We start from the raw sequence: 22,174 nt of genomic DNA, 5'->3' as shown, positions 1-22,174 counted from the left end.
CGGTTTTTCTTCACAAGCTTTCTCGATGAAAACAGTATTCACACCAAAACGTTACTCACTAATCGCTCTTTCGTGTTTCGCAGCTTTGCTTACTTTGGTTACTTGGTTTGCCTCAGGCATTGATTTGACGTCTCCTGTTCCAGACTTTCTTGGTCTCACTTTTACCCTAGTGACCGATTCAGCTGGCAGTAAAGGTTTTGCTATTACCCTGGTCGCTTTAAGCTTGCTGGTTTTACGTAAACACTCTGGACGATATTTTGTTGTAGGTCGATTAGCGGTACTAGCACTTATGCTGGTTTTAAGTTTCGCGGGAAAAACGGGATTAAAGCAATTCACAGAGTCACCCCGTCCCTACACCGAACTGATGGCGTCAGAACATTTAGTTGATACCCCACAAGCGTTCTACAATCTCGACGCGGATCAACAAGTCGCACGAGTCAAAACACTCGAAGAAACGATCAGCCCATGGCGTTTGCAACATTGGGAAGGTGAAACCGACTACTCCTTCCCCTCAGGCCATACCATATTTGCTAGTTTATGTGTGGCTTTCTTTGGTGGTCTCTTCCTGATGCAAAAGCGCTATGTGGCGTTTGTCATAACCCTTGCTTGGGCAAGCTTGGTCGCTTATAGCCGCTTGTGGATTGGTATGCACCGACCAGAGGATCTATTTGGCTCACTTGCATTCATTGTCATGATCACCGTGCTATTGCCAAATTTTCTACCGATACCTACACCAGTAAGGAAGTTTTTACGCATTCCGGAAAGCACGGTTTAAAGTAGCCGTGTTTCACATTTATCTGCCAAGGTATAGAGGGGGGTGAATAATTATGAAGAAACTGAATGGTGTTCAAAATGAACGTAAAAAGAAGGTCGTTTGGTAAAAGTAGGACAACCAAGCGACCAAAAGCTATTTAAGGTAAGCTAGTTTTACAACCAAAGCATAGAAAGTGTTGTCTGTGAGGACCAACTCACTTAGACGAGCACATTATAGCGAGACAATACGGAAAGGAAAGAAATAAAACCCATCATCCGTTATTTACTGACTTTTTTGTGACATTGCTGGTTTACCTTTGGTTGTTTTTTAACCCACCAAAAACCTTTTTAATTAGCTCAGCATATAGGGCAGCTAATATGGACGACTGCATAACCGATCGCCATATAAAGCGCTTTTTCCGCTTTTTTAGAGTCCCCAGAGATTCGATTGGTGAGAGACATTTGCCCTTCCGCCCTACAAATGATTTTTCCCCCATTTTGGATGAGGTTTCGAAACATTCGATTTTCATTTACAGCGTTAACCCAAGAGAGATAAAACGCTTCAGGGGATGAAAATTCAAGGGCTTGGATGATGTGTTCGACCGCTTTCGGTTTGAGCTCATCCAATAATTCTTCTTTTTTCTTGAAATGGCCATTCACACAAGAACGACTCACCCCTGTTTTCTCAGCAATATGCGTATAGGTTAAGTGTTCATAGCCTTCTAGCAGGAGTATTTTAAACGATGCATCTATAATATTTTGGTGTGTTTTTTTGGCCACAGCTTGGCTGACTCTTGGCATTGTCATCTCCTACTAAAAGCGGCAAATCCTAACGCTTTCATAAAACCTGCTCAAGAAAATTGATCGATAAAGTGGTCCGACTTTAGCGACATTCTCCTCTCATGAATCCGCTATTATTATTATCAACAAGGCTCAAAAAGCGCAACAATCAATCAAAAAGTACCATTTTATGACACTTGCAATGATCAAAAAGACCACAATTTGAGTGTTTATCAATAGCACAAATAAAAGACGACTTCTTTTATTTTATTTTCACGCGGTTCGATATCAGCAAGCCTCACACCATTGAGGATAGCCAAAAAGCAAAAATCCTTCGCGCAATACGAAGGATTTTGTTCAGTCAAAACGTTTTAAGTCAGGTATGAGCAGGCGCAACCATAAAAATTAGAGATCGCGCATTAAGATTTCGTACTCTTCTTGTGCTTCTTTAACCAAACTTTTTAGCTCTTGCGCGTCTGCGGTCGCAAGCATCACTTTCCAAGGAGAGTGTGCCTTTTGACAAACTAATGCCACCCCTTGTTCATCGCTAGAGAAAGCCAACTGTTCAAAATCAGCCACATAGTGTTGACGCTGACCTTTTATTTCAACATCAAGCTTTCCTACTGGGTTGATTTCTACATGTGCATAGCGCTCTGGTTTAATACTCACTCGATAATCCCTATGTACCGTGATCATGACGCCCTCCAAACTGTGCGGTTACCATCCCAACATCAGTTTAGGAGAGTTTCTACGCAGTGGAGGCCAAATCGGTTGGAATATTGATCCCGGTTAACTTGTCGTGCAAAAAACGTAAAAATTGCGCATATCGAGTCATTTGATTGGGTATTTAATCAGACAACACCTGCTGCTGGATAACCTGCAAAACACCAGACTCTTCATTGCTTGGTGCGATAAAACGAGCGAGTGCTTTCACTTCAGGATGGGCGTTGGCCATCGCATAGGAATGGTAGCTTTGTTTAAGCATTTCTACGTCATTGAAATAATCACCAAAGCTCATGGTTTGTTGGCGTGTAAAACCCAACGTTTGCTGTAAATGTCTAATCGCCGCGCCTTTTGACGCTTCTGCGTTCATCACATCCAACCAAATCTTGGCACTCACCACCACCTGATGGGTCGCATCAAAACGTTCGCTGAATGATGCGTGTAATTTTTCTTGTGAACCTTCAAAATGACAAATCGCCACTTTGATGAAAGCCTCATCAACATCCAGCAGATCGGGGACATATTGGCAGCGATGGTAATACTTACTGATTTCTTCAATCGCCTCAGGATGCTTTGTTTCGACATAAGCCGATTCTTTACCACATAGCACAATGTGGGCACCATCAATGGTGCGAGCCAACTGAATAATGTCTTTTATATCAGCGCTAGCTAAACCACAGCTGTAGAGCTCTTTTCCTTGGTGCATGACTAATGTGCCGTTTTCCGCAATAAACATCATGCGATCGTTGATTGGTGCAAACGTCTCACGCAGGCTGTAATACTGCCGACCAGAGGCAGCCGCAAAGATAATTCCTTTATCTTCTAACGTTTGATAGATGTGGAAAAACTCTGGTGCCAATTTTCCTGATGGATCCAGTAGGGTGCCATCCATATCGGCAGCAATGAATTTGATTTCTGACAACGACATTTAATTACGACTCTAAACAGAAGAGAAAGGCCATTATGTCACCAGAAAATATCGAGTTTGTACAGTCTTGATGAGTGGTACAACTCATAGAGAATGTTACTTAAAAAGCGGCAGTAGCTGCTTAAATTCTGGACACCTGCCATCACGCATTAATTCAAAAAGCGCCATTTCCAAACCCGACAAACCGATGCCATTGGCTTCAAATTTTCTCAATGCTAAGGCTTTGTTTTGCGGATCTCGGGATGAGACACAATCTGTCACCACCTCCACTTGGTAGCCCATGTGTTTCAAATCGACAGCCGTTTGATAAACACAAATGTGCGCTTCAATGCCGCATAGCAGCCACTGCTGAACGTTACTTGCTTGGATCGCATCACTAATAGCCTTCGTGCCACATCCAGAGAAGGTAGACTTATGCAATGGTTTATGTTCCTGCAACGCATTGGCAATAGGCGCAACCGTAGCACCTAAGTTTTCAGGGATTTGCTCCAACCAAATGATGGGCAGCGCTAACTGCTTTGCCCCTTCAATCAACTTAGTGATGTTATTGATCATCTGTTCACTTTGATCCACCATCTGCGCCAACTTCCCTTGCACATCCACTACAATTAGCCCCGTTTTTTCTTTCTCTAGCATGCTGACCTCTATCAATCCAACCCGTCTGTTTGCTTTCACTATAGCTTGCTTTTCAGTTGCCTACATCACGACCAAAGGCCAATAAGAGCTGTGCATAAATCAAACAAACAGACACACGTGACTTTTCCTGATGCTTTTTCCGCAGTAACATACTTCGGCTGACGTGCTGTGTGAGACAGACGTTTGGCTAAATTATTTTTTATTCTCAGGGCGGGGCGAAATTCCCCACCGGCGGTATACCGAATGAGGTGAGCCCGCGAGCGCTCGATTCGTCGAGGTCAGCAGATCTGGTGAGAGGCCAGAGCCGACGGTTATAGTCCGGATGAGAGAGAATGAAACTTCACCAGTGCCCTCTGGCTCTGGTGCATTTCGTTTTGGAAGAAACACTTCCAGCCTCATGCTGCCCTGATTCTGGTGATTATTAGGAGTTAACCATGAATCAGTCATCTCTACTTGCCGAATTTGGCGATCCGATTACTCGCGTTGAAAACGCTTTGCTTGCGCTCAAAGAGGGCCGTGGCGTACTACTGCTCGATGATGAAGATCGTGAAAACGAAGGCGACATTATCTATTCCGTCGAGCATCTTACCAACGCACAAATGGCGTTGATGATTCGCGAATGCAGCGGCATTGTGTGTTTGTGCCTCACCGACGAGCACGCCAACAAGTTGGAACTGCCACCCATGGTCGTTAACAACAACAGCGCCAACCAAACCGCATTTACCGTCTCCATTGAAGCAAAACAAGGTGTCACCACAGGTGTTTCTGCGCAAGACCGAGTAACCACTATCAAAACTGCTGCAAACCCGTCAGCAAAAGCAGACGACTTAGCGCGCCCGGGTCATGTCTTCCCGTTACGTGCTCGTCCAGGGGGTGTGTTGGCTCGTCGCGGTCATACCGAAGGCACGGTTGATCTGATGCAAATGGCCGGATTACAGCCAGCGGGTGTTTTGTGTGAGTTGACCAATCCTGATGGGACCATGGCCAAAACGCCCGAGATCATTGCCTTCGGCAAGCAACACAATATGCCAGTGCTCACCATTGAAGACATGGTGATGTACCGCAATCAGTACGATCTCAAATTGGCGTAAAATACCTTCAAAGATACTGTATGAATTAAGGCCAGCATTGCTGGCCTTATTGGTCTCTTATTCTCTATTTATCTAAACGAACGTCCTTTCAGTGGTAACTTGACCAAATGGGCACTCGAATGTGGTAAGTCGCGAGTACGACGAACATTGGTTAACGGTTTAAAGTCCGCCACATTAAACGCATCATCCGCTTTGAGATCGTCGCACAACTCATCAATCAGTTTCTCAGTCACGTCCCACATGGTAAACATATGGACGTATTTTCGTGTCTTACGGCCTGTTTCTGGATTTGGCTCGTCAATCTCTTCTTTGGCTAACGAGTATTTGAAAATGATGTCATCCTTTGGCTGACAGAAAATAAGCGATAAAGAGAGCGGCGTTCGTTGCAACCATAACCCTTTGGGAACACCAATATCAGCTCCTTTGTCTTCCCAATAGTTCGCCACTTCTTGCAACTTTTCATAAGCATATTGCGCCATCTTCTGCCCTTTCATCGCCAACTCAATCTGCTTTTCGTAACTGTGCTTGGCGAAATAGTCCCAAAGAATCAAAGGGGAAATGCCACTGCGTGAGCCAGCAAACGTGGTGTCAGGCGAGCCAATGTAAGTCGGGTTATCCGGTGGAGAAACCATAAACTGGTGCTTGGTCATGTATACCCCAGTCGGCCAAGGTGCACCTGGCCACTTATGGCCACTGGTGACAATGGAATGCACCATAGGGTTGCGGAAGTCGAAATCTGGCCCGGTGTAACAATGGTTCTCTTCAAAGAAGCCTTCATACTCGCGCAAATTCGCGGCCATTTTGACAAACGGCATGTAACTTGCGCCGAGCGCACCGTCCACGTGAATCCAATAGCCCGTGCGCGTCTCAGTTTTTGAAGGATCGTTTGGATCGACCGGAACTTGGCGCTCATAGAGCCCATGTTTTTTCAGCACTGTCTCCAACGCCAAGGTCGCTTGATCGATATTGTCGTACGCACCTTTGAAGGTCGTACCGTAGTTGAGCACCACAATAATTGGGTAACCTTTCTCGGCAAAGAACTCAACGTACTTCACCAACTTATCGACATCGATCGCGCCTGAGCCAACAGGCAAACCTTCTGCTGGCGCTTCAGAAGGCACTTCCGCAGGCCACACTTCGCCTTTTCCAAGCGGGTTGTCGTTAGGATAAAGTCGGTTGCCCAAGGCACCAAAGGTCTCAATTTTCTCGACCGACATCGCTTTGACAATCGAATAGTGGGTGTCCTCAGAGAAAAATGCCACTGGCGTATAAGCATTGGGATTTTCTTGTGGCGCTTGCGGATAGTGGGCATAAAGTTGACTTGTCGTGATCGTGCGCCCGTGTGCATCTTCGCCACAAATTTCATCATCCAGTAACGTTTGGCCAGAGAGATAGTCACGCGCATTGAGCATCGCATACAAGTTGCCCTCTGTGCTGCCCATCGTCAGCACGTAGCCCCAATAACTTTCAGGGTCACCTCGCTCCCAACGGCCATCGTCTTTTAAATACGGGCCTTGAGAAGGCCATTTGGCATTCCACAGTGAAGCGAAATAATCGAGTACCATTCGTTCGACAAATTTAGTATTGATGGTGTAGTTGCCATCAACAAACGGGTCACCCACGTTGTTCATGCTCACATCTAAAAACGGGGCAATCCGCTCTCGATAGTTGATATTCTCTTCGGTTTGATAGCCTAAGAATCGTTCTTTTTGTCGATTTACATAGTGATGCACTTCGGCAAAGGCGGTGTTTTGTTGATCATCAGTTTGGCCGTTTGGTGGGATCTCAAAGTCTGCTTGGCGAATCTCATTCACTTCAAAATTAAAGGATTGATTTGCTCTGCGGTAAACTTCTGTCGGGTCGGCTTCCGGTGGTGAAATCAGCCCTCGTGCAAAATCAGGGACCAGCTCGTCCCAAGGGAGTAGATCTGGTCCATAGCCAATTTTAACGTTGTGTTTATTTTTCATATTCATACCTATCTTATTGTTATGGTCTTCCTCAGACCTAGCCAAAACAGATATGAATATAGTTGCTCATTTAAAAATTGCCATCGCCAAAAAAGGCGACCCGTGGTCGCCTTGTACTTTGTTCTTTCTGCTTTACAGTGTCAGCAGATAATTCACCAATTCATTGTATTCTTGAATTGTCGTGATTTTGTCTGCTTTCACAATGTACTTGTTATTTACGATCACACCGGGAACACCCGTTAAGGTGCTTTCCTTAAACTGCTTATCAAAACGCTTTTGCATCGAGTTAACAGCAAAGCTGTTGTAAGCCGCATCGTATTTCTTGGCATCAACACCATTATCGATGAAGAGTTGACGCAACTCAGCTTCCGTTTGTGGTGCTTTGCGTTTTTCGTGGATTTGCGTGAACATCGCCGGAACCATGGTTTTTTCTGCATCCAGCGACACCATTGTGGCGTACGCTTTGGCGACAGGAACCCCCATCTCGCCCCCCATAAAGGAAACATGCACTTTCTCAAATCTTGCCTCTTCAGGCAGAGATTTCTTCATGCTTTCCACCACCCCCTCAAAACGATAACAGTGTGGGCAGTAGAAAGAGAAATATTCTGTCACGACAGGTTTCTGCGATTTGGCGGTAGGTAATACGGTGTAATGAGTGCCTTGCTCAAATTTCGCTGCATAAGCCGATACACTCAGCAAAAGCGCTGAGAGCATGAAAACAAATTTTTTGATCATGTTAATACCTTGAATAATCGAATTGTGGTTATAAATTTCCGAACATTAAACAAGGGAAGAAATCGGAGGACGAAAGCGTTCTTCTTGCATCGAAGTCGCTTTGGCAGATTGATCTTTCGACATCAATGCCAAAGAATAGTCTTGTTGAAAAGCCCCGTGACTGCCTTTTGATGCGGGCATTTTCCCAATGCAAACCGAATGGCAACCATGAGAGGGTTGCTGACTTTCCAACTGAATTTCATGATGAACGTCTGGGCAGTTGGACTCCTGCACGTGTTCCACCGTTTCAGAAGAAAGCAACACCGTATTTTTGACGATTTCTTTCGATGCCAATAGCGTCAGCATCAAAGCCAACACAATCACAAACGGCATTTTTAAAATCGAATACAAAAGTGGCCTCTCCTTGGGTTCCAGCATCAGCGTTAGAGTAACAACAAAAATCCAGACAACAAAAGCTTATCAGTAAATAACTCAGTTATGACTCTCTTTCTGCCTATCAGTTCCCTTCTGCCTATCACAATCTTTACGAACAAGCTTCGGTAACTTGCAAACACTATGAAACAGGAGTAATACTTATTCGGTTGTTATGAGATATATAAGGATATTGTTATGTTAAAAAAACGCTTTTTCAAAACCAAAGACGAAGTCGAAGTGACGTTTGAGGTTCAACAAGAAAACTGGGAAAGCGCGCACGTTGTTGGGGAGTTTAACAACTGGAAGCCAGAGCCAATGACTTTGGTGAAAAAAAGTGGCTTATTTAAATTCAAGACGCGCCTGCCGAAAGAACAAAAAGTGGAGTTCCGCTATCTCTTCAATCAAAACCAATGGGGTAATGATCCGCAGGCTGATGGCTATGTTGCCAACGGTTTTGGTAGCAACAATAGTTTTGTCTTGACCAGCGAATAATGGCCAATCAATGGCCACTCTATCGAGTTGAAAGGCGCAAAATGCGCCTTTTTTCATTGAGTTTTGGCTCAGTCACTCTACTATGCAAAACACGGCAAGGAGAGCCGAATAAACAACAAAGGAAATGCAATGTACTGGATTGTCACCAAATATTTAATCACGGCCGCGATCGTGGTGTTTATTTCTGAGGTCGCCAAACGCAGTGACAAAGCGGGTGCGCTTATCGCCGCTCTCCCCACCGTGACCATTCTCGCGCTGATTTGGATGTACCTTGAAGGACAAGGTAATGAAAAGCTGACGAATCACGCCTACTACACATTTTGGTATGTGCTCCCTACGCTTCCCATGTTTCTGATTTTTCCGTATCTCATGGAACGATTTAGCTTCTGGATTTCCTTATTTTTTTGCGCACTGATTTCCATCAGTTCCTTTGCCTGCGTGGCTTTCATTGTTAAACACTTTGGCATCAAGCTGACTTAATGCTCTTTTGTAACTGACGAAAATAATCGCTGGTGAACTCGATAAACGTTCGAATGCGCTTAGGTTGATAACGATCACGATGATACAGCGCAGAGAACGCCACACTTGGAATATGCCAATCCTCAAATACTTCTTGCAGTAAGCCTTGTGCTAGTTCTGGCATACAGTAAAGCGTGGGTACACGAATGATGCCGTTTCCGGCCAAAGCCCCTTTCAGCATCACTCGGCCATTTTTGCAGCGCAGTCTCCCACGGACCTGGCAATCTGATGTTTGCTTGGTTTGCCGATGTTGGAAGGTCCAACGCGTCACCGAGCCCGTTAAACAAGCGTGTTTATCCAGTTCTTTCGGATGTTCAGGTCGTCCGTGCGTCGCTAAGTAGCTGGGGCTGGCATAAGTGCCCATTTCCACATCAATCAGCTTGCGAGCGACAAAACCAGAATCTTCCAGTTTGCCCATGCGAAACGCGATATCAAATTCATCCTCAATCAGGTCAACACGATGGCTGCTAAAATCCAAATCCACTCGTACTTGCGGATATTGCTGCATAAACTGACCCACGACCTCCGCAATCACCTCTTCCCCTAAGTAACCGCCCACACAGTTAATCCGGATCTCACCCCGAACGGCTTCAATATCATCCACCGCGGCCAATACCGCTTGATCAATGCTATGCAGCGCCGTCTCACACTGAGCAAACAGTGCTTTTCCCGCATCCGTTAATTTGAGCGTGCGCGTGGTTCTGATCAACAACGTAACCCCCATTTGTTTCTCCAGTTGGCTAATTTGGCGAGACACATGCGAGCGCGACACTCCCAGTGCTTCTGCAGCTTTGGTGAAATTACCAAGTTGTGCGATCAGCACAAAGGAGCGGATATCGGCGAGGTTGATCTGTGTTTGCATCATCGGTTTCTCTTTTCTTTTGATGCTTTATTGTTGCCATATAACAACAGAGTTTCAACTAGGTCGATATATATCAACAAAAAATCTTTTCATAAACTACGCATCAACAAGCCAAAACGGCTTTTAAAGAGGATCACAAAATGAAAAAATTAGTCGTTATTACAGGTGCAAGCTCTGGTATTGGTGAAGCCATCGCGCGTCGTTTCAGTGAAGAAGGTCATCCACTGCTGCTCTTGGCACGTCGCGTCGAGCGCCTAGAAGCGCTTAATTTGCCAAACACACTTTGTGCTCAAGTGGACGTGACCGATAAAAACACCTTTGATGCTGCGATTACTCGTGCAGAAAAAATCTATGGCCCGGCGGACGTATTAGTCAACAACGCGGGTGTGATGTTACTTGGCCAGATTGACACTCAAGAAGCGAATGAATGGCAACGTATGTTTGATGTTAATGTCCTTGGTTTGCTAAACGGTATGCAAGCGGTGCTAGCGCCAATGAAAGCACGCAACAGCGGCACTATTATTAACATCAGCTCGATCGCAGGTAAGAAAACCTTCCCAGATCACGCTGCATACTGTGGCACCAAATTCGCTGTGCATGCCATTTCTGAAAATGTGCGTGAAGAAGTGGCTGCCTCTAACGTACGTGTCACGACCATCGCACCGGGTGCGGTCGAAACCGAATTGCTTTCACACACCACATCGCAACAAATCAAAGACGGTTACGATGCATGGAAAGTGGATATGGGTGGCGTGTTGGCAGCAGACGATGTCGCGAGAGCTGTGTTGTTTGCCTACCAGCAACCTCAAAACGTCTGTATTCGTGAAATCGCTCTAGCACCGACCAAGCAGCAGCCATAACCGCTCATGCTTATCGGATCACAAAGGCCTGCAACTACGCAGGCCTTTGCCACAATTGCACATTCTGATCCCATCGCTGCGCGATAAAATCAATAAACTGACGCACCACCGGGGTTTGATAACTGCGAGAAAGATAAACAGCCCACAAGGAAGACGAAGGCAAAGTATAGGGGGTCAATAGTGCGACAAGCTTACCCTGTTGCAAAAGCGGATTGGCCAAATCACATGGCAAACGGATCACCCCTTTCCCTGCCAGCGCCGCACCTAATAAGGTACTGAGATCATTCGCCCGAATATTGCCTTTTACGGATACTTCTGAGATTTGATTATCGGCAACGAATCGCCATAAGTGGGTACTCAAATGGACTAAGCAATTGTGGTTGGCTAAATCTTCCGGCACGACAATGGGCTCATGTTCATCCAAATACCCTTGTGTCGCACACACGACCGCATCGATATCCATCAGTTTTCTCGCAATTAACGTCTCATCGGGTTGATCGGTATATCGCAAGGCGACATCTACGCGCTCATCAACCAATTGCGAAAAGCGATCAGAGGCCAAGATGTCCACCATTACAAGCGGATGCAACTCGGTAAATGCACTGACCGCATCAATAAGATAGTGCTGTGAAAAACCAATCGGAGCAGAAATGCGAATCGACCCTGTTAGCGAATCTCGGCTTTGAACCGCGTCCAACTCCAAAGCTGCCGCTTCATCTAAAATGCGCTGGCATCGAATATAGGCTTGTTCGCCTGCGTGCGTCAGGCTGACTTTTCGAGTCGTGCGATGCAGTAAGCGCTGTTGAAGCCAGCTTTCCACTTCTTGGACATGCCGAGTTACCTGAAGCCGACTTAGCGATAAGGTTTCCGCTGCTTGGGTAAAACTGCGGCAATTGGCCACTTCAATAAAGCTCTTGATGGCGTCGAGTCTGTCCATTTCTATCTCTATTAGATCGGTTTATTGAAACAATCTATATCATTTAAGTTTATTTATCCCGATATATCTCATGAGTAGACTCTCTCCATAACGAAACCTCACATACCCAAACTACTTGGAGTTGCAGGTAGGCGGCAAGTGAGCTCATCCCCATGAACATAGACAGACTATGTGATTGGGTCGGGCTGGCGTGCCAGTGAACGAGCGCAGCCAACACCGCTGCAGCTTCAAGTAGGAAGGGTATAGAACCGGAGAAGAGAAATGAAAATAGCAATATTAGGCGCAACAGGTTGGATCGGCAGTACTCTTGTCAACGAAGCACGCGAACGTGGTCATGATGTGATTGCTGTCGCTCGCAATCCCAATGCCATTGAACGCGATGATGTAGAGAAACGTCCATTTGACGTTCGCCAACCACACAACCTGGCGCAAACATTCCAAGATGCCGATTACGTTATTGCCGCCGTTGGTGGCAGAGCAAACAACGATCACAGCATCGTGGCTGAAACCGCTCAATTGTTACTGACGCAGTTGGCCAACGTCGGTGTTAAGCGCTTGCTTTGGGTTGGCGGAGCGGGTTCGCTAGAAGTGGCACCCGATGTCAAACTTGTCACCGTGCCAGAGTTTCCTGAAGAATATAAAGCAGAAGCGCTGGCACAATCAGACGCACTGGATCAATTTCGTTCCCTCTCTAGCGACGTTGATTGGACCTTTGTCAGTCCAGCGGCAGAAATTTTTCCGGGAGAAAAACGCCATCACTACCGTGTCGGAGGCGATCAACTGCTCAGCGACGACGAAGGTAAGAGCCAAATTTCCGTGGCAGATTACGCAGCGGCCTTGCTCGATGTATTAAAAACGAACCAGTACCTCAATCAGCGCATTGGCGTAGCTTACTAAACTCACCGCCAGTTCCCCTTCAATTGACCAGCACACCTGAGCCGTATTAAGCGCTCAGGTGTGCGCCTCATTGTCTGTTGCCCCTTCAAGATCATGACAAAGTCATACAAAACGACGACATTGATTTTGTGCCCATTCTGATAACCTCCTGCTGTCAATCTCCTTGGTGGTCATTTATATTTGAAAAGGTGAAGTGAGTCGTATAACTTCTCGTTTCATATCAGTACTTCTGATGACGTAGTCAATATAACAACAAAACAAAGCATAGAATGACACCATGGTAGAAGACCAGAAGTTGATCATTGTTGAAGATGACATCAAGCTCCAACAGATGTTAAGTGACTATTTTATGTCACAAGGATTTTCAGTGATCACCGTTGATAATGGCACGGATGCGCCTGAAATGATCCTCAACGAAAAGCCAGCACTCGTCCTGCTTGACCTGATGTTACCTGGTCAAGATGGGTTGAGCGTGTGTCGGCAAATTCGCGACGCCTATAATGGAAAAATCCTGATGTTAACCGCCAGCGATGACGATTTCGATCACGTGGCTGCGTTGGAAATTGGCGCGGATGACTTTGTCAATAAACCCATTAAACCACGCGTTTTGCTGGCTCGGGTGAGGATGCTACTGAGACGACCAGATGTGGCCGTTAACCAAGACGCCAACAACTGCCGATACGGTGCGCTGAAACTCAATCGTATTCGTCGAGAGTGCCAACTGGTCGATCAAACCATCAATTTAACCGATGGCGAGTTTGATTTGCTCTGGCTGCTGGCCACGTCAGCAGAACAAGTGCTGTCGCGCGAATCTTTGACCAAGGCTTTGCGAGGCATCGAATACGATGGCGTGGATCGCACCATTGACAATCGTGTGGTCACATTGAGGAAAAAACTCAACGATACCACCACACCACCAAAGAAAATTCTCACGGTTCGAGGCAAGGGCTATATGTTTATGCCAGACACATGGAATGAATAAACACCGAAAATGAAGCGCATTTATCTGGAAGCCTTTTTTGGCCTGATTCTTTTGTTTTTTGCCACATTGTGGGGCTACGAGGTTATCGTCTATCAGTTAAATACCGACTACGATCGTGTACTGACAGAATTCGAGATCAATGCGTTTCATGATCTACTAACACCGCTGTATCAGGAAAAAGGCCAAGCCTATTTCACCGAAGCGATGGAAAATTACGCCGAAGCCACGCGTTCTATTTTAACCATCTACGAGCAAAAGCAGCTGCCAAAAGAGATTGCTGCTGTTTTTGTTGATCCTGCAATGCTGGTTTATCTGGATGATGATTTTGATGTTTGGATGCGCTTTTCCGCCAACTCGACCATCTATCACTTAGAAGAAGATCTGCAATCACCGTTAAGGCAAGCCATCGATTTTAGCGGTAATTTAGTTTGGGTGTTCTTCATTATCGGCTTTGCTATCTATTGCGTCATTTTGATTTGGTTTCTAAGTCGCCGAGTTCGTGAGTTAGAACGCGTAACATTGGCTTTTGCATCGGGTGATTTGTCCGCGCGAGCCCGTACCACCGCCCGGTATTCCGTCGGCTCCTTGAACAAAAGCTTCAACGTCATGGCGGATAAGATCGCCAATCTGATCACCAGCAACAAGGTTTTGACTAACGCTGTGGCTCATGAGCTACGCACACCCATTTTTCGTCTGCAATGGCAAGCCGATTTACTTGCCGACTCGCCACTCAACGAGAAGCAACAAAAATCGGTTTCCAGCATGGTGGAAGACATTGATGAAATGGAAGCCATGGTAGAAGAGATGCTCTACTACGCAAAAATGGAAAGGCCCGAAGCTCAGTTGCACACACAGGCGATTTCTCTCCAGCCTTGGTGTGAAACCCTCGTGAGAAAATGGCAGAGCGAAACCTATCATCCCATCCATTTACAGATCGACAGCTGTTGTGATCAAGTCAATGTTGATCCTCACCTTGTGAAAAGAGCGCTCGACAATTTGGTGCGTAATGCGATGCGCTACACCCAAACACAAGTTCGCATTCAAGTGACACACACTGCCGAGCAGTTGGAATTTCAAGTACACGATGATGGCAAAGGCGTCGCCGAACAAGATTGGCCTTACCTGTTCGATGCCTTTTACAGCGCCGACAAATCGCGTAACAAATCCACCAGCGGTTATGGCTTGGGATTGGCGATCGTCAAACAGATTTGCCAGATTCACAACGGCAGTGCACACGTTGCCCATAGCCCGCTGGGCGGTGCCTGCTTCATCATTCGTTTTTCCCTCTAACACAGAATGATGCCCTCGGCATCATTCACCTTACCAATCTTACAAAGCGCGACAATTCATTACACGTGCGTGACTGATTTCCATAATAAAACGCTGTACATTTCAACCCAGTCATTGATAGAAGTGATAACAAGGGCAACTTTACGTTGTGATTCTTACGTTACTGGTGCCGAAACACGCAGTTGACGAGCTTAATCTTTCCCAACGCCTCTATTTTCACTTCTTTTCACATTTGCTTGACGAGCGTTGAAGTAGCTTAGCGACCGCTAACTACTCATTTGCCACAACCAGCTTTGAGCTTCCCATTAATAACAAGTAGTAGGGTTATATTTTGAAACCAGGAAAAACAGGTATTCGTCGTATTGTCGACGCAACGGGCTATTCAATGAAAGGCTTGAAAGCCGCATGGATTAACGAGGCTGCTTTTCGTCAGGAAATTCTTCTGACCGCCGCGCTAACCATCACCGCGTTCTTCCTCCCAGTGACGACCATTGAACGAATTCTCATGGTTTCTAGCTTATTGTTGGTGGTTATTGTTGAGCTGATCAACTCTGCGGTAGAAGCCGTCGTAGACCGCATTAGTGACGATTGGCATGAACTCAGCGGCCGAGCGAAAGACATCGGCTCTGCTGCCGTCTTCGTCGCCTTAGCACTGGCGCTGTTTGTTTGGGCGAGTGTATTGCTGTGACCACAATGAATCGAATCAAATCCCTGATTAATCGTGAATGCTCATACACCACATTCACTTTGGTGCTGGCGATCTATTTCGCCACCATCGTTAATTTGCCGATTTACAAAGAACTGTTCAGCATCATTAGCCACCTTGACTCTGTCAAGGTGGGTTTTGTAATTTCAGTCCCTATCTTCTTCCTTGCGGCATTGAACTTCTTGTTCAACTTATTCAGTTGGCCTTGGCTAAGTAAGCCTTTCTTTGCAGTGCTGCTTCTGCTTTCTGCGATGGTAAGCTATGCCGGCTACAACTATGGCACTTTGTTTGATTACGGCATGATTGCCAACATCATGGAAACAGACAGCAGCGAAGCAGGATCATACCTCAGCGCATATTCTGTCATCTGGACCTTGTTGATGGGCGTAGTACCTGCGCTGTTGGTGTGCAAACTGAATTTGAGCCTATCAGGCTCTACGCTGCACATGGTGGCGAAGAAAGCAGCGAGTATGCTCGCTTCTTTGGCCGTGATCGCGGTGATTGCAGGCCTTTATTACCAAGATTACGCATCTATTGGGCGAAACAATACCCATCTGAAAAAGATGATCATCCCGACTCAGTATGTGTACAGTGCCACAAAGTATGTTCGCGATACCTACTTTTCCACACCGCAGCCCTACCGCCAATTGGGCCTTGATGCCAAACAGTCAGAACTGGCTCTACAACAAGCGGAGCAAAAGCCGACCTTGTTGGTCTTTGTCGTCGGTGAAACGGCACGTTCGCAAAACTACCAAGCGAACGGTTATGCCCGTCCTACGAACCAATACACCAACGAATTAGGCATGATCTCGTTTCAAGATGTCAGCTCATGTGGCACCGCAACCGCAGTCTCCGTACCATGCATGTTCTCTAACATGACACGCTCAAACTTTGACCGCCCAACGGCAGACAATCAAGACAATGCACTGGACATCTTAAACCGTGCAGGTGTGTCACTTCTGTGGAAAGAAAATGACGGTGGCGACAAAGATGTGGCGAAAAACATTCCTCTGTTTACCGTCGATCGCTCTCGTAAGGATGCGCTTTGTAATGGCAGCACCTGCTATGACATGGCGTTACTGGAAAACTTCGAACAGGATGTCGAGAATCTAAAGGGGAACCGTGTGTTGGCTCTACATTTGATTGGCAGCCACGGTCCAACGTATTTCCAACGTTATCCGAAAGACAAAGCGGCCTTTATGCCCGATTGTCCGCGTGCCGACATCGAAAACTGTTCGGTAGAACAGATCGTCAACACTTACGACAACACCATCCTCTATACCGATTATGTATTGAGCCAAACTATCAATAAGCTCAAGGCACTTGAGGAGCATTACAACACGGCGCTGATTTACGTTTCTGACCACGGGGAATCTCTTGGCGAGAATGGTTTGTTCCTACATGGCATGCCTTACAGTTTAGCCCCGGAATACCAAACAAAAGTACCGCTGATGCTTTGGATGTCACCGGGTTTTGCCCAGGCAAAACAGATCAATGCTGACTGCCTTAAGCAGCAAGCCAAGCAAACCGATACCTACTCGCATGATTACATTTTCCATTCACTGCTCGGCGTGATGGATGTGAGTACCAGTGAGTACGATGCGACCCTTGATCTCTTTAAGCAATGCCGCGCGCAATAAGGAAACATCAATGCGTAAGATTAATTTAGGTCCCTTACAGCCGATTGCTGCCTTTGCAGCCATTGCCCTTGGTCTTGTGACACTCTCGCGATTCCTACTCGCTTTGTGGCAATTTGATCGCATTACCGCCGCTGATGGATGGAGCAATTTGCTGTTCCAAGGTTTGCGCGTGGACATCGCCACCTTGTGTTGGCTATTTATCCTCCCTTGCCTCTTAGCGGCCATCCTGCCTGTCGAGGGTATGGTAGGCAAAATTTGGCGCGCCGTGTTACGCGTATGGCTTGTGGCTGGTCTTTGGATCATGGTTTATATGGAACTGGCTACGCCGCCATTTATCATGGAATACGATCTTCGCCCAAATCGCCTCTTTGTGGAGTATCTGATTTACCCGAAAGAAGTGTTCAGCATGCTTTGGCAAGGCTATAAGATTGAGCTCTTTATCGGGCTTGTCGGGTCCATCGCCACGCTTTGGTTAGGTTGGATTTTCAGTGGCAAAGTCACTGAAAACGTTCGTCAAATCAAATGGCAATGGCGCCCTGTATTAGCCATTGCGGTCGTGCTATTGGGCGTATTGGGTGCGCGTTCGTCTTTGGGACACCGCCCGCTGAACCCAGCGATGGTGGCATTTTCCAGTGATCCGCTGGTTAACGATCTGGTACTCAACTCCTCGTACTCGGTCTTCTTTGCCATCAACAACATGAAATCAGAGCGCAGCGCAGACAAGTTTTACGGCCAAATGAGCCAAGACAAGATCATCGAACTGGTGAAAGCCTCATCGGCCAAGCACGATTTTGTCCAAGGATCGCTGCCAACCCTCAACATGAATAACGCCACTTATCAAGGCAAACCAAAAAACTTGGTGATTTTGCTGCAAGAAAGTTTAGGCGCTCGTTTTGTCGGTGGCTTAGGCGGTTTACCGCTAACACCCAATCTAGACAAACTGCTGGAAGAAGGCTGGAACTTCACTCAAATGTACGCCACCGGTACTCGTTCCGTACGGGGTATTGAAGCGATAACCACGGGTTTCCCGCCATCGCCATCACGTGCCGTCGTTAAACTCAGTAAGAGCCAAACGGGTTTCTTTACCATCGCGGACTTGCTGAAGAAACAGGGCTACCACACGCAGTTTATTTACGGTGGTGAAGCACACTTTGACAACATGAAGAGCTTTTTCCTTGGCAATGGCTTCGAGCAAATTGTCGATGAGCCGCAATACCAAAATCCGGAGTTCACCGGTTCTTGGGGTGTGAGTGACGAAGACTTGTACAACAAAGCAGATGAAGAATTTACCCGTCTTAACAAAGAGGGAAAACCGTTTTTCAGCCTCGTCTTTACCTCCAGCAATCACAGCCCATTTGAGTATCCAGCGGGTAAAATTGAGCCGTATGAGAGTGAGTTCAACACGCGCAACAATACCGTTAAATACTCTGATTACGCGCTAGGAACCTTCTTCGACAAAGCCAAGCAGTCCGATTACTGGGAAAATACCATTTTCATCGTCATTGCAGACCATGATGCCCGAGTATTTGGTTCGCAATTGGTGCCTGTCGATCGCTTCCATATACCGGCGGTGATTTTGGGCAAAGGCATTGAACCACGAAAAGATGATCGCCTAGCGAACAACATCGATATGCCTCCGACGCTGCTGTCGCTGATCGGCATTGATGCAACATCGCCAATGATCGGCCGTGACTTGACCAAGCCTTTGGCTCGCGAAGATGAACGTGCAATGATGCAGTTTGACAAAAACTACGGTTATTTAACGCGTGACAGCTTGGTGGTGTTCTCTCCGGGTGAAAAAGTGTCGTCTTATCACTACAACTTTGAAGACAAGAGCTTAACACCAAAAGAAGTTAGCCAAGAGGCGCTCGATAAAGCCAAAGCCAATGCGCTATTTGGTTCGATGGCGTACAAATACAATTGGTACAAATCGGATTATTAACCGAGATCATACTAGGGGCCTGAATTGGCCCCTTTGTTTTATCACGTTTTTATTTGGCTTACCCGCTTCTCGTTCATCTCAGATTAATCTAGTCTATGGATACTCAACGCTTCATTTCACTGGGTTTAGGAACACATATGCGAACTCTCGGAAATATTATTTGGTTTTTGTTTGGCGGCGTTTTTATGGGGCTTGCTTGGTGGTTTTTTGGCATTTTGGCCTTTATCAGTATCATCGGGATCCCGTGGGGAAGAGCGTGTTTCGTCATCGGTAATTTCTCCTTCTTTCCTTTTGGTTCAGAGGCAGTCTATCGCGACGAACTGACCAACAAACGCGATATTGGTACAGGACCACTAGGGCTCATTGGCAACGTGATTTGGTTCTTGGTCGCAGGCGTGTGGCTGGCAATTGGTCATATTCTCTCTGCTGTGGCGTGTTTTATCACCATCATTGGTATTCCATTCGCGCTGCAACATCTCAAACTGGCGGTGATCTCACTGGCGCCTATTGGCCAAACCATCGTGCCGGTCGAAGTTGCAGAAGCTGCCCGATACCACAACCGCTCTCGTTAACGGATCTCAGCACCACCGTTAGTGTGACAATGATTACAAAAACGCCACTTGCTCAAGGTGGCGTTTTTTCGTCCAACGGCACAATTCGTGATCCTCACCCTGCTCTGTAGGACAAAAGCTCCATTTGTCCGTGATAGCGATCTCTCATCCTCCCTCCTCCTCCCTCTAACACGTCTTACAAGGCTGATTCAGTTGGTGAATTGTTCATCAATAATTGAGCGAAAAGTCTAATAAGGAAATCAACGTGAAACAGGTACTGACTACACTCTCACTGGCCGTTACTGCCGCTTTGCTTGCCGGTTGTAATGCTTCTTCTAAAGTCGATACACCTCCTACCGCCAATGCCTATCGCTGCGATGCCGTTTCCATGAACAAAGCCGACGATTTACGCATTTATCAAGTCATGGTGGAAAGTTTCGTCAATGGCAACGATCAAATTGGTCACGGCACTGGCTATGGCACCAGCCATCATAAAGGCGATATCCAAGGGATTATTGATTCACTCGATTACATTCAGTCTTTAGGTATGAACGGCATTTGGCTGACGCCGATTTTCAATTCCGAACCTAAAGCAGGGCAAGACCATTGGGCTGATCGCCTTGATGCCACTGGCTACTTTGCCACCAATTACTTCGAGGTCGATCCGCGTTTTGGCACAATGGACGACGCCAAACGTTTAGTCGAAGAAGCACATGCCCGTGGCTTGTACGTGTTCTTTGATGGCGTATTTGGTCATCACAAAGGCAATGTGGCGGCTTCCCCCACAGGCAAGCTGCCTGCAGGAAGCAATAACCCAGTCGACTATCCAGAGAGCCTCGCCTTCTATCAAGAAGTGGCCGAATTTTGGATCAAAGAGTTGAAGATTGATGGTTGGCGTTTAGACCAAGCCTATCAAGTACCAAAAGAGGCTTGGGTGGAGATTCGCAAGACGGTAGATAACGCATCTAAAGCCGTGACGTACACCAACAGCAAAGGGGAAACCGTCAATCCGCTTGGATACATGGTGGCGGAAATCTGGGCTGGAGAAAACCGCATCATTGAAACAGGCTATGGCAGCAATGAAAATCCGGCCCTTTGCTCCGCGTTTGATTTTCCCGTCCGCTACCGTTTGGTAGAGACTTTTGGTGTGAATGAAGCGGGTGTTGGCGGAAAATCAGGGGAATGGCTAGCAGAAGGCATGAACTTGCATGCACTCTACCCTGAACACGCCAAACCTAATTTGATGATTGGCAACCATGATTTGGTGCGCTTTGGTGATCTCCTACAACGTGGCAACATCGCACAGCCACAAGACGAAGAATATTGGCTACGCCACAAAGCGGTGTTTGCCTTCCAAGCTGCCTATACTGGCCCCATTACACTTTACTATGGCGACGAAATTGGCGATCAAGTTGAAAACTTTGCTGCCAAAGTAGAGCAAGATTGCGCTGTGAAAGGGTTATGTGACGATCACGTGGCGCGCTCAAGTGGCAAAGTAGAAGGCGTGACTGCTACATTGAATGCCAATGAGCAAGATCTCAAACACTATATTCAGCAGTTGATGAATTTGAGAAATCAGCACCCTGCGTTATCACAGGGTAAGCGCGTCAATGTACTGGCCGACAACAAAACCTACATCGACCATAAGAGCACCGATAGCGAAGCGATCCTATATGTGGCCAACATCAGCAAGCACCTGCAATATCTACAGCTTGATGCGGTTAAAGCGGGCTCTGAAGGGCACTTGACCGACCTCATTAATGGCGAAGAGATCAAACTGATCGACGGGCAATATTTGATTCCTTTAGCGCCATTAGAAGCACGCTTCCTCAGCATTGAGCAACCCGCTAAAGCAGGGCCACAAATCGCCAAAATGGCGCTCGCCAGCGGTATTGGCGAAGGCTTTATGGCGCAATGTGATAACCCGACCGTCGATGAAAAAGGCCCGATGCGCAAGAAGCTTTACGTGGTCGGCGATTTCAGTGACTCCAGTTGGCAGCATAAAGATCATCGCCAATTTGAATACAAAGGCGACGGCATTTACCAAGTGGTCACCAACGAAAAACCGGGCAGCTATCGCATGCAGTACGCAGCGAAGACCTGGACACCTCAGTTCACCGCGAAAGGTCTCAGTTTGAAGCTAGGGCAAGAAAACCCACTCATCAAAGGGGGTTATGGGAAAGACACTGCCGTTACCATCATGGACGAGGGTCGCTACGTTTGGAGCTTACAGTTCGACGAACAAGGCACACCACTCAACGTGATGGCGTCAAAATGTGCTGAGTAACGCCAACTCAGTGACATAAAGCTGGGTGTCTCCACCCTGCTAGTTTGGGATGCTCTCACGAGCATCCCTTTTTTCTTTTCGCCACTCTATCGACACGACTCAAACACCACAAAACACCCGCATGGATTGCCGTTACCCACCACCATACCGTGATAAGTTTCAAATATATTCATGAAAGCAAT

Annotated in this window: 22 protein-coding genes and 1 riboswitch; of the genes, 13 read left to right on the top strand and 9 right to left on the bottom strand. The window is 46.8% G+C overall.

Translation table 11 applies throughout. From position 1 onward, the window contains the following. Window positions 1-25 precede the first annotated feature (25 nt). Window positions 26-775, top strand: coding sequence for a phosphatase PAP2 family protein (locus VV1_RS21795; RefSeq protein WP_011082307.1), 750 nt, complete (start codon window positions 26-28; stop codon window positions 773-775). Window positions 776-1,110: 335 nt separating this feature from the next. On the opposite strand, the gene VV1_RS21790 is transcribed toward VV1_RS21795, so the two are convergent. The 4 genes from VV1_RS21790 to VV1_RS21775 form a co-directional block, all read right to left on the bottom strand. After that, the gene (locus VV1_RS21790; RefSeq protein ID WP_011082306.1) at window positions 1,111-1,554 is read right to left on the bottom strand and encodes a TetR/AcrR family transcriptional regulator; all 444 of its coding nucleotides are present in this window, start codon (window positions 1,552-1,554) and stop codon (window positions 1,111-1,113) included. A 384-nt stretch (window positions 1,555-1,938) separates the two neighbouring features. Then, the gene (locus VV1_RS21785; protein ID WP_011082305.1) at window positions 1,939-2,229 is read right to left on the bottom strand and encodes a hypothetical protein; all 291 of its coding nucleotides are present in this window, start codon (window positions 2,227-2,229) and stop codon (window positions 1,939-1,941) included. Window positions 2,230-2,380: 151 nt separating this feature from the next. After that, complete coding sequence (locus VV1_RS21780; protein ID WP_011082304.1) at window positions 2,381-3,184, bottom strand: Cof-type HAD-IIB family hydrolase; 804 nt, start codon at window positions 3,182-3,184, stop codon at window positions 2,381-2,383. A gap of 96 nt (window positions 3,185-3,280) precedes the next feature. Beyond that, window positions 3,281-3,820 carry a hydrolase gene (locus VV1_RS21775; RefSeq protein ID WP_011082303.1) on the bottom strand — a complete coding sequence of 180 codons (540 nt, stop codon included), beginning with the start codon at window positions 3,818-3,820 and terminating at the stop codon, window positions 3,281-3,283. 197 nt (window positions 3,821-4,017) lie between these two features. After that, window positions 4,018-4,158: riboswitch (FMN riboswitch) on the top strand. 96 nt (window positions 4,159-4,254) lie between these two features. Here VV1_RS21775 and ribB point away from each other — a divergent pair. Then, window positions 4,255-4,911 carry a 3,4-dihydroxy-2-butanone-4-phosphate synthase gene (ribB, locus tag VV1_RS21770; RefSeq protein WP_011082301.1) on the top strand — a complete coding sequence of 219 codons (657 nt, stop codon included), beginning with the start codon at window positions 4,255-4,257 and terminating at the stop codon, window positions 4,909-4,911. A 68-nt stretch (window positions 4,912-4,979) separates the two neighbouring features. On the opposite strand, the gene VV1_RS21765 is transcribed toward ribB, so the two are convergent. The 3 genes from VV1_RS21765 to VV1_RS21755 all read right to left on the bottom strand — a co-directional run bounded on the left by VV1_RS21765 (window position 4,980) and on the right by VV1_RS21755 (window position 8,003). Beyond that, window positions 4,980-6,878 carry a PLP-dependent aminotransferase family protein gene (locus tag VV1_RS21765; protein ID WP_011082300.1) on the bottom strand — a complete coding sequence of 633 codons (1,899 nt, stop codon included), beginning with the start codon at window positions 6,876-6,878 and terminating at the stop codon, window positions 4,980-4,982. 132 nt (window positions 6,879-7,010) lie between these two features. Further along, entirely contained in the window at window positions 7,011-7,613 is a 603-nt protein-coding gene (locus VV1_RS21760) for a thiol:disulfide interchange protein DsbA/DsbL (RefSeq protein WP_011082299.1), read from the bottom strand. Between the two features lie 45 nt (window positions 7,614-7,658). Then, the gene (locus VV1_RS21755) at window positions 7,659-8,003 is read right to left on the bottom strand and encodes a hypothetical protein (protein WP_243742171.1); all 345 of its coding nucleotides are present in this window, start codon (window positions 8,001-8,003) and stop codon (window positions 7,659-7,661) included. 219 nt (window positions 8,004-8,222) lie between these two features. Between VV1_RS21755 and VV1_RS21750 the strand changes: the two genes are divergently transcribed. After that, window positions 8,223-8,519: an isoamylase early set domain-containing protein gene (locus VV1_RS21750; protein WP_011082297.1), complete on the top strand. Its 297-nt coding sequence runs from the start codon at window positions 8,223-8,225 to the stop codon at window positions 8,517-8,519. A 129-nt stretch (window positions 8,520-8,648) separates the two neighbouring features. Then, a complete protein-coding gene (locus VV1_RS21745; protein WP_011082296.1) occupies window positions 8,649-8,999 on the top strand; it encodes a DUF3147 family protein in 351 nt (116 codons plus the stop codon). Here VV1_RS21745 and VV1_RS21740 read toward each other — a convergent pair. Then, entirely contained in the window at window positions 8,986-9,900 is a 915-nt protein-coding gene (locus VV1_RS21740) for a LysR family transcriptional regulator (RefSeq protein ID WP_043921277.1), read from the bottom strand. The two genes, VV1_RS21745 and VV1_RS21740, sit on opposite strands and share 14 nt — an antisense overlap. Before the next feature lie 140 nt (window positions 9,901-10,040). On the opposite strand from VV1_RS21740, the gene VV1_RS21735 reads away from it, so the two are divergent. After that, on the top strand, window positions 10,041-10,760 hold the full coding sequence (locus VV1_RS21735) for an SDR family oxidoreductase (protein ID WP_011082294.1): 720 nt from the start codon (window positions 10,041-10,043) through the stop codon (window positions 10,758-10,760). A 34-nt stretch (window positions 10,761-10,794) separates the two neighbouring features. Here the strand turns inward: VV1_RS21735 and VV1_RS21730 are convergent, their stop codons facing one another. Then, a complete protein-coding gene (locus tag VV1_RS21730) occupies window positions 10,795-11,697 on the bottom strand; it encodes a LysR family transcriptional regulator (protein ID WP_011082293.1) in 903 nt (300 codons plus the stop codon). 261 nt (window positions 11,698-11,958) lie between these two features. On the opposite strand from VV1_RS21730, the gene VV1_RS21725 reads away from it, so the two are divergent. The 8 genes from VV1_RS21725 (at window position 11,959) to VV1_RS21690 (ending at window position 21,992) form a co-directional block, all read left to right on the top strand. After that, window positions 11,959-12,594, top strand: coding sequence for an NAD(P)-dependent oxidoreductase (locus tag VV1_RS21725; protein ID WP_011082292.1), 636 nt, complete (start codon window positions 11,959-11,961; stop codon window positions 12,592-12,594). Window positions 12,595-12,871: 277 nt separating this feature from the next. Next, entirely contained in the window at window positions 12,872-13,576 is a 705-nt protein-coding gene (locus tag VV1_RS21720; RefSeq protein ID WP_011082291.1) for a response regulator, read from the top strand. Window positions 13,577-13,585: 9 nt separating this feature from the next. Next, complete coding sequence (locus VV1_RS21715; protein WP_011082290.1) at window positions 13,586-14,866, top strand: ATP-binding protein; 1,281 nt, start codon at window positions 13,586-13,588, stop codon at window positions 14,864-14,866. A 331-nt stretch (window positions 14,867-15,197) separates the two neighbouring features. Beyond that, on the top strand, window positions 15,198-15,554 hold the full coding sequence (locus VV1_RS21710; RefSeq protein ID WP_011082289.1) for a diacylglycerol kinase: 357 nt from the start codon (window positions 15,198-15,200) through the stop codon (window positions 15,552-15,554). Between the two features lie 5 nt (window positions 15,555-15,559). After that, complete coding sequence (locus tag VV1_RS21705) at window positions 15,560-17,212, top strand: phosphoethanolamine transferase (protein WP_011082288.1); 1,653 nt, start codon at window positions 15,560-15,562, stop codon at window positions 17,210-17,212. A gap of 10 nt (window positions 17,213-17,222) precedes the next feature. Further along, window positions 17,223-19,154, top strand: a complete 1,932-nt coding sequence (locus VV1_RS21700; protein WP_011082287.1) for an LTA synthase family protein — start codon at window positions 17,223-17,225, stop codon at window positions 19,152-19,154. A gap of 137 nt (window positions 19,155-19,291) precedes the next feature. Then, window positions 19,292-19,726 (top strand): YccF domain-containing protein, encoded by a 435-nt coding sequence (locus VV1_RS21695; RefSeq protein ID WP_011151663.1) that lies wholly within the window; start codon window positions 19,292-19,294, stop codon window positions 19,724-19,726. Between the two features lie 214 nt (window positions 19,727-19,940). Then, a complete protein-coding gene (locus VV1_RS21690; protein WP_011151662.1) occupies window positions 19,941-21,992 on the top strand; it encodes an alpha-amylase family glycosyl hydrolase in 2,052 nt (683 codons plus the stop codon). Window positions 21,993-22,174 lie beyond the last annotated feature (182 nt).

The organism is Vibrio vulnificus CMCP6 (assembly GCF_000039765.1).
Taxonomy (GTDB): Bacteria; Pseudomonadota; Gammaproteobacteria; order Enterobacterales; family Vibrionaceae; genus Vibrio; species Vibrio vulnificus_B.
The sequence above is the reverse complement of the archived record's forward strand: the minus strand, read 5'-3'. Positions and strand labels throughout refer to the sequence as shown.

Coding starts and splice junctions, on each gene's coding strand:
- VV1_RS21795 (WP_011082307.1), top strand. CDS start 26: ATGAAAACAGTATTCACACCAAAACGTTACTCACTAATCGCTCTTTCG.
- VV1_RS21790 (WP_011082306.1), bottom strand. CDS start 1,554: ATGCCAAGAGTCAGCCAAGCTGTGGCCAAAAAAACACACCAAAATATT.
- VV1_RS21785 (WP_011082305.1), bottom strand. CDS start 2,229: ATGATCACGGTACATAGGGATTATCGAGTGAGTATTAAACCAGAGCGC.
- VV1_RS21780 (WP_011082304.1), bottom strand. CDS start 3,184: ATGTCGTTGTCAGAAATCAAATTCATTGCTGCCGATATGGATGGCACC.
- VV1_RS21775 (WP_011082303.1), bottom strand. CDS start 3,820: ATGCTAGAGAAAGAAAAAACGGGGCTAATTGTAGTGGATGTGCAAGGG.
- ribB (WP_011082301.1), top strand. CDS start 4,255: ATGAATCAGTCATCTCTACTTGCCGAATTTGGCGATCCGATTACTCGC.
- VV1_RS21765 (WP_011082300.1), bottom strand. CDS start 6,878: ATGAAAAATAAACACAACGTTAAAATTGGCTATGGACCAGATCTACTC.
- VV1_RS21760 (WP_011082299.1), bottom strand. CDS start 7,613: ATGATCAAAAAATTTGTTTTCATGCTCTCAGCGCTTTTGCTGAGTGTA.
- VV1_RS21750 (WP_011082297.1), top strand. CDS start 8,223: ATGTTAAAAAAACGCTTTTTCAAAACCAAAGACGAAGTCGAAGTGACG.
- VV1_RS21745 (WP_011082296.1), top strand. CDS start 8,649: ATGTACTGGATTGTCACCAAATATTTAATCACGGCCGCGATCGTGGTG.
- VV1_RS21740 (WP_043921277.1), bottom strand. CDS start 9,900: ATGCAAACACAGATCAACCTCGCCGATATCCGCTCCTTTGTGCTGATC.
- VV1_RS21735 (WP_011082294.1), top strand. CDS start 10,041: ATGAAAAAATTAGTCGTTATTACAGGTGCAAGCTCTGGTATTGGTGAA.
- VV1_RS21730 (WP_011082293.1), bottom strand. CDS start 11,697: ATGGACAGACTCGACGCCATCAAGAGCTTTATTGAAGTGGCCAATTGC.
- VV1_RS21725 (WP_011082292.1), top strand. CDS start 11,959: ATGAAAATAGCAATATTAGGCGCAACAGGTTGGATCGGCAGTACTCTT.
- VV1_RS21720 (WP_011082291.1), top strand. CDS start 12,872: ATGGTAGAAGACCAGAAGTTGATCATTGTTGAAGATGACATCAAGCTC.
- VV1_RS21715 (WP_011082290.1), top strand. CDS start 13,586: ATGAAGCGCATTTATCTGGAAGCCTTTTTTGGCCTGATTCTTTTGTTT.
- VV1_RS21705 (WP_011082288.1), top strand. CDS start 15,560: ATGAATCGAATCAAATCCCTGATTAATCGTGAATGCTCATACACCACA.
- VV1_RS21700 (WP_011082287.1), top strand. CDS start 17,223: ATGCGTAAGATTAATTTAGGTCCCTTACAGCCGATTGCTGCCTTTGCA.
- VV1_RS21695 (WP_011151663.1), top strand. CDS start 19,292: ATGCGAACTCTCGGAAATATTATTTGGTTTTTGTTTGGCGGCGTTTTT.